Origin of the sequence: Piscinibacter sp. (assembly GCF_050175855.1) — a bacterium.
GTDB lineage: Bacteria > Pseudomonadota > Gammaproteobacteria > Burkholderiales > Burkholderiaceae_C > Piscinibacter.
In genome coordinates this window covers 1-7,816 of sequence record NZ_JBFXIO010000249.1, presented here as the reverse complement: position 1 = coordinate 7,816, position 7,816 = coordinate 1, and the positions used below count along the sequence as shown (strand labels likewise).

Sequence of the window (7,816 nt, the reverse complement as noted above, 5' to 3'; positions counted from 1 at the left end):
GGAACGCAACCGCGAGCTGCTGGCGCAGAACTTCGTCAGCGCCAGCGCGGTCGACCAGAGCGCCGCGGCGCTGGAGGTGGCCGAGGCCCAGGTGGCACTGGCCAGTGCGCAGGCCGAGCGGATGCGCATCGTTGCGCCCTTCGACGGCGTGGCGGGCATTGCGACGGTGAACGTCGGCGACTATGTCAAGGACGGCGCCGACCTCGTCAACATCGAGGATGCGTCGTCGATGTCGGTGGACTTCCGTCTGCCGGAGCGCTATCTGGCACGGCTGAAGATCGGCCAGCCGGTGGACGTGCAGGTGGATGCCTTGCCCGGCCGCAGCTTCCAGGGCCGCATCGACGCGGTGGACTCGCAGGTCGACGCCAACGGACGTTCGCTGCTCGTTCGTGCGCGCCTGCCCAATCCAAAGGCGGAGCTGAAAGCCGGCATGTTCGCGCGCACGCGCACGGTCTTCGCCATTCGCGAGCGGGCCGTGCTGGTGCCCGAAGAGGCGCTCGTGCCGCAAGGGGGCCGCCAGTACCTGATCAAGGTCGTCGACGGACCGCAGGGCAAGGTGTCGCAACGGCTGGAGGCGCGCATCGGGCTGCGCGTGCCCGGGCGCGTCGAGATCCTCGAAGGCCTGGCCGACGGCGACATGGTCGTCACCGCCGGGCAGGCCCGGCTGCTGCGCGGCGACGGCCTTCCGGTGACGGTGGTGGAGGTCGGTGCGAGCTCCGCGCCGCCGTCCGCCGCCAGCGCCCCCGCACGGCCGGCCTCGGCGGTGCGTTCGGCGGCCTGAGCGGGAGACCGGGGCGATGAAGCTGTCCGAGACCTCGATCCGCCGCCCGGTGTTCGCGACGGTGATGTCGCTGATGCTGGTGCTCGTCGGCGCCGTGTCCTTCAACGGCCTGCAGGTGCGCGAGTACCCGCGCATCGACGAACCGGTGGTCAACGTCACCACGCGGCTGACCGGCGCCTCGTCGGAGGTGATCGAGTCGCAGGTCACCAAGCCGCTGGAGGACTCCATCTCCGGCATCGAAGGCATCGACATCATCACTTCGGTGTCGCGTTCCGAGCAGAGCCAGATCACCGCGCGCTTCAAGCTGAGCAAGAACCCGGAAGCCGCCGCGGCCGACGTGCGGGACCGCGTCTCGCGCGTGCGCGCCAGGCTGCCCGACGCGATCGACGAGCCGGTGATCAACAAGGTCGAGGCCGACGCCACGCCCACGGTATGGATCGCCTTCAGCAGCGAAACCCACTCGTCGCTCGAGATCACCGACCTGATCAATCGCATCGTCAAGCCGCGGATGCAGACGGTGCCGGGCGTGGCCGAGGTGCGCATCAACGGCGACCGACTGTTCTCGATGCGTGTGTGGGTCGATCCGGACAAGCTCGCCGCCTTCCGCCTGACCGTGCAGGACGTGGAGGACGCGCTGCGCCGGCAGAACCTGGAGGTTCCGGCCGGCCGCATCGAGAGCCAGCAACGCGAATTCAGCGTCACCGCGCGCACCGACCTGACGACCGCGGCGCAGTTCGGCGAGATCGCACTGAAGACCGCCAGCGGCCACGTGGTGCGGCTGCGCGACGTGGCGCGCATCGAGGAAGGGCCGGCCAGCGAGCGCTCCAGCGTCCGCCTGAACGGCGTGCCTTCCGTGTCGATGGGCGTGATCCGTCAGGCCACCGCCAACCCGCTGGAGGTGGCTTCCGGCGTGCGCGAGGTGATCCCGCGCATCCAGCAGGACCTGCCGGCCGGCGTGACGGTGCGCATGGCCAACGACAACTCGGTGTTCATCGACCGGTCGATCAGGTCGGTCTACACCACCATCGCCGAGGCGGTGGTGCTGGTGGCGCTGGTGGTCTTCCTGTTCCTGCGCACGCTGCGCGCATCGATCATCCCGCTGGTGACCATCCCGGTGAGCCTGATCGGGGCCTTCGCGCTGATGGCCGCGGTGGGCTTCACGATCAACACGCTGACGCTGCTCGCGCTGGTGCTCGCCATCGGCCTGGTGGTGGACGACGCCATCGTCGTGCTCGAGAACATCTACCGCCATGTCGAGGAGGGGCTCACGCCCTTCCAGGCCGCGCTGAAGGGCGCCCGGGAGGTCGGCTTCGCGGTGGTGGCGATGACCATGACGCTGGCGGCCGTGTATGCGCCGCTGGCCTTCACGCCGGGGCGCACCGGGCGGCTGTTCGTGGAGTTCGCGCTGACCCTGGCCGGCGCGGTGATCGTTTCCGGCTTCGTGGCGTTGACGCTGACGCCGATGATGTGCAGCAAGCTTCTGCGCCACGAGCCTGCGCCGAGCCGCTTCGACCGCCTGATGGAGGCGGCGCTGGCCGGTCTCGGCGCGCGCTACGAGGCCGCGCTGCGCTGGGTGCTGATGCGCCGCTGGCTGGTGATCCTGGTGATGGTGGCCTCGGGCGCGGCAAGCGCCTGGCTGTTCAAGAACACCAAGAGCGAACTGGCGCCGGTGGAAGACCGCGGCGTGATCTTCACCTCCGTGAACGCTCCGGACGGCTCCACGCTGGAGTACACGCAGCGTTACATGCAGGCGATCGAGCGCGTCGGCATGGAGTACCCCGAGTTCGACCGCGTCTTCGTCATCACCGGCAATCCGACCGTCTCGCAGGGCATCGCCATCCTGCGCACGGTCGACTGGACAGAGCGCGAGCGCAAGACCAGCGATCTCGCGCGCGATCTGCAGCCGCGTTTCGCGCGGTTGCCCGGCGTGTCGGCCTTTCCGGTGACGCCGCCCTCGCTCGGCCAGGGTTTCCGCGAGCGGGCGATCAACTTCGTCATCGTCAGCTCCGACAGCTACGCCAACATGGCGCAGGTGGCGCAGCAGATGGTCGCCGAGATGACGAAGAACCCGGGCATCGTGCAGCCTGACATCGATCTGCGCATGAACAAGCCGGAGCTTTTCATCGAGGTCGACCGCGACCGCGCGACCGACGCGGGCATCGCCGTCGAGCAGGTGGCGCGCACCATCGAGACCATGCTCGGCGGGCGCAACGTCACGCGCTACAAGCGCGACGCCGAGCAGTACGACGTCGTCGTGCAGACCGAGAGCCGGGGTCGCACCACACCGGAGGACATCGAGCGCATGTTCGTGCGCGGCCGCGGCGACACGATGGTGCCGCTGTCCGCGCTGGTGAAGGTGACGGAGTCGGTGAGCCCGCGCGAACTCAACCACTTCAACCAGCGCCGCTCGGTCACCATCACCGCCAATCTGGCGCCGGACTACGCGCTCGGCGAGGCGCTGCAATTCATGGATGCCACGGCGGCCAAGGTGCTCAAGCCGGGCTATACCACCGAGCTCAACGGTGTGTCGCGTGAGTTCCGCGCTGCCAGCGGCGCGCTCGGCCTGGTGTTCGTGCTCGCGCTGCTGTTCATCTTCCTGGTGCTGGCGGCGCAGTTCGAGAGTTTCGTCGACCCGCTGGTCATCATGCTGGCGGTGCCTTTGTCGATGGTCGGCGCGCTCGGCGCGATGCACCTGACCGGCGGTACGCTCAATGTCTATTCGCAGATCGGCCTGATCACGCTGGTGGGACTGATCACCAAGCACGGCATCCTGATCGTCGAGTTCAGCAACCAGCTGCGCCAGCAGGGCCGCGACATCCACGCGGCGGTGACGGAAGCGGCGGCATTGCGCCTGCGGCCCATCCTGATGACCACCGCGGCGATGGTGCTCGGTGCCTTGCCGCTGGCCCTGGCCAGCGGTGCCGGCGCCGAGAGCCGCCAGCAGATCGGCTGGGTGATCGTCGGTGGCATGAGCTTCGGCACGCTGCTCACGATCTTCGTGGTACCGACGGTGTACACGCTGTTCGCGCGCAAGTCGGTGCCGGGGGAGATCACCACGCCGGAAGCCACGGAAGCGGCGCCGGCGCACTGAACTTCGTCTAGGTGCGGGCCTTCATGGCCTTGCGCGCCTGCACGAACTCGAAGGCGAACTGAACCGCGTCGTCGACCAGCTTCGCATTGGCGGCGCGCTCCTTCTCCGTCAGGTAGAAGGCGAAATCCACCTCGTGGCGGATGTAGCGCGGCGGCAGGCGGTTCAGTGCCACGCAGGCCACGTCGGCCAGCAGTTCGGGCGTGGCCAGGTGCGCGAAGCGCCCGGCGCGCTTCTCGACCGCCTCGAAGACGGCCCGCTCGTGGAAGTTCTGGATCGAGGTGAAGTCGGCGCTCATGCCGGCGAGTGTCGGCGGGCCTGCACGCCCCGGAGTCTGGAAAAGCGCCGGCGCGGCGGCGCAATTCCGGGGATGCTCAGACTCGCTCGACCACGCGCATCGAGAGGTCGATCGCCTGTACGTGCTTGGTCAGCGCGCCGACCGAGATGCGATCGACGCCCGTGGCGGCGATCGATCGCAACTGCTCGAGCTGTACGCCGCCCGACACCTCCAGCTCGGCACGGCCGGCGTTGATCGCCACCGCCTCGCGCATCGCCTCGAGCGCGAAGTTGTCGAGCATGATGCTCGTCGCGCCGTGCTCGAGCGCTTCCTTCAGCTGGGCCAGTGTCTCGACCTCGATCTGGATCTCCACCCCGGCGTTCAGGGCGCGCGCCTGGGCCAGCACCCGGGCGATGCCGCCGGCCGCGGCGATGTGGTTCTCCTTGATGAGGATGCCGTGCCACAGCGCCAGGCGCTGGTTGCGTCCGCCGCCCACGCGCACCGCGTACTTCTGCGCCTGGCGCAGCCCCGGGATCGTCTTGCGCGTGTCGAGGATGGCGCAGCCGCGCGGGTTCGGCGAGGCGCCGGCGATGGCGTCGACGTGCGCGCGCGTCTGCGTGGCCGTGGCCGACAGGAGCTGCAGGAAGTTCAGCGCCGGTCGTTCGGCGGAGAGCAGGGCGCGGGCGTTCGCCTCGATCTCGCACAGCGTGGCGCCAGCCTTCACGCGCTCGCCTTCGGCGGCCTTCCAGTCGATGCGCGCCGCCGAGTCGAGCGCGTGCACGGTGCCGTCGAACCAGTCACGGCCGCACAGCACGGCGTCGTCGCGCACGATCACCCGCGAGCGCACGCGCTGCTTCTCCGGGACCAGCATCGCCGTCCAGTCGCCGCGCCCGATGTCCTCGGCCAGGGCGTCGCGGATGTTGCGCGCGCGCGCCTGCTCCAGCGTCTCGTCGAGCTCGAACATGGTCAGGCCGGGCCGATGTGCTTCACGAAGGCCGGCTGCGCCAGCGCCGCCGCGTTCTTCGCGGTGAAGTCGAGCATGCGCTCGATGCAGCCCTGCGCCTTGGCGCGGATGCCTTCCTCGACATGGATCTCGCCATCGCCGCTTTCCAGTGCGTGCACCACGCCGCGCAGGCCGTTCATCGCCATCCAGGGGCAGTGCGCGCAGCTCTTGCACGTGGCGCTGCGGCCGGCGGTGGGCGCCTCCAGCAGCGTCTTGCCCGGGGCGAGCTGGCGCATGCGGTGCATCAGGCCGTTGTCGGTGGCGATGATGAAGGTCTTGGCGTCGCTCTTGAGCACGGCGTTGAGGATCTGCGTGGTGGAACCCACCACGTCGGCCTGCGCCACCACGCTCTGTGGCGACTCCGGGTGCACCAGAACCTTGGCGTCGGGGTGCTCGCGGCGGAGCAGTTCCAGCTCCAGCCCCTTGAACTCGTCGTGCACGATGCACTCGCCGTGCCACGCCAGCATGTCGGCGCCGGTCTGCTCCTGGATGTAGCGGCCGAGGTGTCGGTCCGGCGCCCAGAGGATCTTCTCGCCTCGATCCTTGAGGTGGTTGACGATCTGCAGCGCGCAGGAGCTCGTCACCATCCAGTCGGCGCGGGCCTTCACCGCGGCGCTGGTGTTGGCGTAGACGACGACGGTGCGGTCGGGGTGGGCGTCGCAGAAGGCGGCGAACTGATCGGGCGGGCAGCCGAGGTCGAGCGAGCAGGTGGCGTCGAGGTCGGGCATCAGCACCCGCTTGTCGGGCGACAGGATCTTGGCCGATTCGCCCATGAAGCGCACGCCAGCCACCACCAGCGTCTTCGCGGCATGGTCACGGCCGAAGCGCGCCATCTCCAGCGAGTCGGCGACGATGCCGCCGGTCTCCAGCGCCAGGTCCTGAAGGTCGCCGTCGACGTAGTAGTGCGCCACCAGCACCGCGCCGTGCTGCTTCAGCAGCGCGGCGGCGCGCGCCTTCCAGTCGGCCCGCTCGGTGGGGGAGAGCGGCTCGGGCACCTTGGCCCAGGCATGCGCGGTGCAGCTGCCTCCGCTGGCGTCCTGCCGCGTGTAATCGAAAAGGACTTGGCTCATGCGGCGATGGTAGCCGCCTCCTCAGAGCAATGCCTTGTCGAGCTCCATGAGCTTGTAGCGCGCCAGCGGCAGGTTGGTGCGCTGGCGATCGAGCAGGCAGACGACGAAGACATCGGGATAGCGCGAGATCACGCGCATCACCATCTGCCGCGCGCTGGTGCTGGTCATGATTTCCTCGACCGGGCCACCCAGGCCCATCGAGCCGGAGCCCTGGCGGTGCTCGCGCAGGATCTGGGCGCAGGCGGCGCCGATCACGTCCATGTCGACCGGCTGGTCTTCGCGCAGTTCGCGGGCCAGCACCAGGCCGGTGGTGGCGTCCACCGCCGCGCAGCCCAGCATGCCCTCCAGCGGCAGCATGTCGGCCAGGGCCTGTCGAGCGCGCGCCGGGTCGAGCACCGCACGTCCGAGCCGCGCCACGGGCGCTGCAGCCGCGGGCCGGGTCGGCTGCGCCGGGCGGGACAGGTCGGCCACCTTGAAGGGAAACTCCTGCGTCGCCGCGGCGGCCGGCGCGTCCCACGCCGGCTGCAGCTTGACCAGGTTCCAGATGCCCAGCATGGCATTCCACACCGCCGAGGCGCTGATCAGCGGCTCGTCGATCACGTGCACGTTCACGCGCTCGGGCCAGCGCACCGCGGCAATCTTGTTGGCGATCCACACCGCGTTGGGCGGCAGCATGAACAGCAGGTTGGGGCAGCGCCAGCCGGGCAGCTGCGTCGCATCGGCCAGCGAGGCGAGCAGGGCGTCGATGGCGTGCGGCTGCATCGGCCCGACGATCACCGCGGTGAGGTGGCTGCGCTCCATCAGCGCCACCGGGATCTCGGCGGTGTCCTGTCCGGGCGAGCGCACGTCGGCGTGGTAGAGGTTGAGCTTCTCCTCGTGGCGGCGCACGAGGCTCGTGCGTTCGATCACCGCCAGCGTCTTCAGCGTGGTGTGCTCGCGCAGGTGCAGCCGCTCCACCGGCTGGCCGCCGGCGTCCGACAGCGCCTTGATCACCGCCGAGGCCCACACCCCGGTCGGGTCGAGCAGGGTGATCTGCCGGGTGGCGGTGCCCAGGTCGGCCCGGGTGGCGGCGAAGTGCTCGCGGATGGCGGCGGCCGCAGAGCCGGTGACGACGAGGTCGCGCAGGTGGCGGTCGACGATCTGGCCGCGCTCGTTGACCTCGGTGGCCACGCTCTCCAGGATCGCCGTGGCCGCGAAGCCGCCGTCGGTCTCGTCGGGGGTGGCCGCGCGCAGGCGCGGATCTTCGGCCGGGCCGAGTTCGCCGAACAGGGACTTGAGCATGGTGTTCCTCCGATGCGGCGGGCCGGAATGTGCGCGTTCCGCGTCTCGATCAGCCTACGTTCAACCGCAAGCGCGCATTCTCGCGGCAGATGGAAGAAGTGTTGCAAGGCGTCACGGCCGTGCCCCTGGATCCCGGGGGGTCAGGCGAAGAACTGCGTCGGCGGTGCGCCCAGGGTGCGCCGCACCATGGCCGTGAAGGCGCTGGCGCTCGCGTAGCCGAGTTCGGCGGCGATGTGGGCCATCGGCAGCCGGCGTGCCGCCAGCGCCACCGCATGGGCCAGCAGGACCTGGTGGCGCCACTGCACGAAGCTCGTGC

Annotated in this window: 7 protein-coding genes; 2 read left to right on the top strand and 5 right to left on the bottom strand. The window is 69.8% G+C overall.

The window, feature by feature from the left end; genetic code table 11:
- A partial coding sequence (locus AB7U92_RS17540) for an efflux RND transporter periplasmic adaptor subunit (RefSeq protein ID WP_428579728.1) occupies positions 1-781 on the top strand: 781 nt, incomplete at its 5' end.
- Between the two features lie 16 nt (positions 782-797).
- Entirely contained in the window at positions 798-3,872 is a 3,075-nt protein-coding gene (locus AB7U92_RS17535) for an efflux RND transporter permease subunit (RefSeq protein ID WP_428579725.1), read from the top strand.
- Positions 3,873-3,879: 7 nt separating this feature from the next.
- Here AB7U92_RS17535 and AB7U92_RS17530 read toward each other — a convergent pair whose 3' ends face one another.
- The 5 genes from AB7U92_RS17530 to AB7U92_RS17510 all read right to left on the bottom strand — a co-directional run.
- Positions 3,880-4,167, bottom strand: a complete 288-nt coding sequence (locus AB7U92_RS17530; RefSeq protein ID WP_428579723.1) for a late competence development ComFB family protein — start codon at positions 4,165-4,167, stop codon at positions 3,880-3,882.
- Positions 4,168-4,243: 76 nt separating this feature from the next.
- Positions 4,244-5,110: a carboxylating nicotinate-nucleotide diphosphorylase gene (gene nadC, locus AB7U92_RS17525; RefSeq protein ID WP_428579720.1), complete on the bottom strand. Its 867-nt coding sequence runs from the start codon at positions 5,108-5,110 to the stop codon at positions 4,244-4,246.
- Between the two features lie 2 nt (positions 5,111-5,112).
- Complete coding sequence (gene nadA, locus AB7U92_RS17520) at positions 5,113-6,219, bottom strand: quinolinate synthase NadA (protein ID WP_428579717.1); 1,107 nt, start codon at positions 6,217-6,219, stop codon at positions 5,113-5,115.
- 21 nt (positions 6,220-6,240) lie between these two features.
- The gene (locus tag AB7U92_RS17515; RefSeq protein ID WP_428579714.1) at positions 6,241-7,500 is read right to left on the bottom strand and encodes a hypothetical protein; all 1,260 of its coding nucleotides are present in this window, start codon (positions 7,498-7,500) and stop codon (positions 6,241-6,243) included.
- 140 nt (positions 7,501-7,640) lie between these two features.
- Positions 7,641-7,816 (bottom strand): helix-turn-helix domain-containing protein (locus AB7U92_RS17510; protein ID WP_428579731.1); only part of this gene is annotated, 176 nt, incomplete at its 5' end.